This is a genomic window from Oerskovia douganii, assembly GCF_015142735.1.
GTDB classification, from domain to species: Bacteria; Actinomycetota; Actinomycetes; order Actinomycetales; family Cellulomonadaceae; genus Oerskovia; species Oerskovia douganii.
In genome coordinates this window covers 1-2,198 of sequence record NZ_JACSPN010000051.1, presented here as the reverse complement: position 1 = coordinate 2,198, position 2,198 = coordinate 1, and the positions used below count along the sequence as shown (strand labels likewise).

The window sequence follows — 2,198 nt, the reverse complement described above, 5'->3', positions numbered from 1 at the left end:
CGAGATCACCGCAGCAGCCCTCGTCCTGCTCCACCTTCAACGAGGAACCGCCAAATCAGCCTGGTGAGAACACCTCTATGTGCCGTTGCAGGCGCTGTGGGTCTAGGAGTTGCAGCAGCGTCGTCATACTCATCCTGGCGCGCCGGTGAGGTAAGTGGCCGCAGAGCGTGGGCGAACCTTGCGGTCGAAGGTGCGCTGGCCTTCATTCCCGGAGCTCGGTCAGCGCGACTGGTGGGCCGACACGCGGGGACCGCAGTGAGGTCGCTTGCGATAGCGACCAGTCGAGGAAGGCACGCGGCGAATAGCGTCAGAGGTGTACATCGAGCGGGCGTGAGCATTCGTTCCTCAGTCCGACACTCTGCGCGTGAACTCCGCGGAAATTGGGCCACACGAACCAAGAGAACTGCGCTCTACACTGCGGCCCAAGCCGGTCTCGGGTATCGATCGTACCGAGGGTAACGGCCCGACGATGCAGACGGTGTGGAGCGTGCTCGCCAGCAATCGGATCGCTCCGCGTTTGGCGGAGAACTTTGCCTCGAGGTGGGGGTATGGGAAGATGTGGCGGTGATGGATGACGTTCTCTTTGTTCTCGCGCTGCTTGTAGGGGTGGCGGCGGTGGTACTCCTTCGCACCGCTTACATTGTGACGAAAGATCCAGCCACACGGCGCATGCTTGCTCGTTGGGGTTGGCCATTGGCGGCACTGGCGATCGTTCTAGTTGTTGTCTTCCTCGCAGTCGAGCAGGTCTGAATGCAGCGTGCTGGACGGGTGAGGTGGCCCTTTGGCGGCTCGGGGTCGTGCGACGAGCGGAGCCCGTCGTCGGGAAGCGCGAAGTGCGTTCCGCGACCCTCCAGGTCTAGGCCGATAATGGACCTTATGTCACATATCACCCGCACCGGTCAGGCCCCTTGGACAGTCACCCCTCCAGCATCCGCCATGATTCAAACAAGTGTTCGAACATGATGGGGTGATGGGTACGCGTCGACGGCCGCCAACAACGGGCTGGCCGGCAGGTTTCGAGTCGGTGCCATTGCGCGATGGTGCCGAGGAAGCGCCCCAACTCGCACGGGCCAGTCTGCCGGTCGTGCGCCCTGCAGGCCCGATCCCTGTGAGGGCCTGGGTCACTCAACGCCAGAGCGGAGAGCACCCTCTCGACGGCGAGGCGATCGCCTGGGCCGGACGCCAAGTCCGGGTGCGCTACCTCGACCCGCACGGGCGCGAGGGCTGGGCCTGGCTATGGGCCGACGCCGTCGAGCGCCGCTCAGCCCGCGGCACGTGGCCTTCTGGTGGGCGTCGCCCAGGGCGGTTCTGCGGTGCTGGAGGCGCCAGTTCTAGTCCTCGGGTAGAGCGAGCTGGTTGAGATGCTCGATGCCGAACTGGTGCAGGATGCTCTCGGCGAGGTCCATGGCTGCAGCGCGCATTCTGGGCAGGTCACGGGGGAACGCGAGGAAGGTGTCGACTGGGAGGATCCTTGTCAGCGGCCGAGTCGTCGGCAGGATTCGAGCGCGCCCCCCAGGAACGTCCGAGATCGCCCAGACGGGCTCAGTGTCGACGGGGCTGGTGACGATGCTGGCCAGCATGCTCGCCTCAGCGGTGATCCGCTGGGTCATTAGCCACGCATCCGCCAGCACCACGGCTGAGGCGCAGACGACCTGCACGTAGGTAGCCTTGATCGCGCTGCGCGGTTCCTTGCGGCCGTCGTACTCAGTGGGAGTCGAGGCGACGGGGAAGGCCAAGACCGAGGACCCGTCGTCGTGCAGCTCGGCGTAGGTTTGGGTGGTCGAGGTCGCCTCTCGATCTGTGAACGCGTTGCGCATGATCCAACGGTGAAGTCCGCGGCGAGGGTCGACGAGTCCGGACAGCAGCCCGCTTCCCTCGCCGTCCTTGTAGAGCGCGAACTCTCGCCTGCGAGCCGCCTCCCGCGCTCCATGCACTGCCTCCGCGTCTGGACGAAGCGCTCCGAGCGGTGGGCTCGACAGGGGGGACGTGGCGACGATGGCCCAGTGCCGCGCGTCCCCCTCCGTAAAACCGAGCCTGTCGGTCGTCTCCTGGACCAGATGCTCAAGCCCGACAAGCCTGTTGCTTTGACGAGCAAACCGGTCACGGTAGGCGCGCTCTAGGTGTACCCGGCCAGGAGGTTGGTTACAGCCGGCTGATCGGGGGTTGCCCGCCGAGGGCTTGGTGGCGACGTTGGGTGT

Annotated in this window: 2 protein-coding genes; one reads left to right on the top strand and one right to left on the bottom strand. The window is 65.5% G+C overall.

What is annotated here, in order from left to right:
• The first annotated feature begins 480 nt into the window (after positions 1–480).
• Positions 481–750: a hypothetical protein gene (locus H9623_RS19065; protein ID WP_193721574.1), complete on the top strand. Its 270-nt coding sequence runs from the start codon at positions 481–483 to the stop codon at positions 748–750.
• 581 nt (positions 751–1,331) lie between these two features.
• Here H9623_RS19065 and H9623_RS19060 read toward each other — a convergent pair.
• A complete protein-coding gene (locus H9623_RS19060) occupies positions 1,332–1,817 on the bottom strand; it encodes a hypothetical protein (RefSeq protein WP_193721573.1) in 486 nt (161 codons plus the stop codon).
• Between the last annotated feature and the right edge of the window lie 381 nt (positions 1,818–2,198).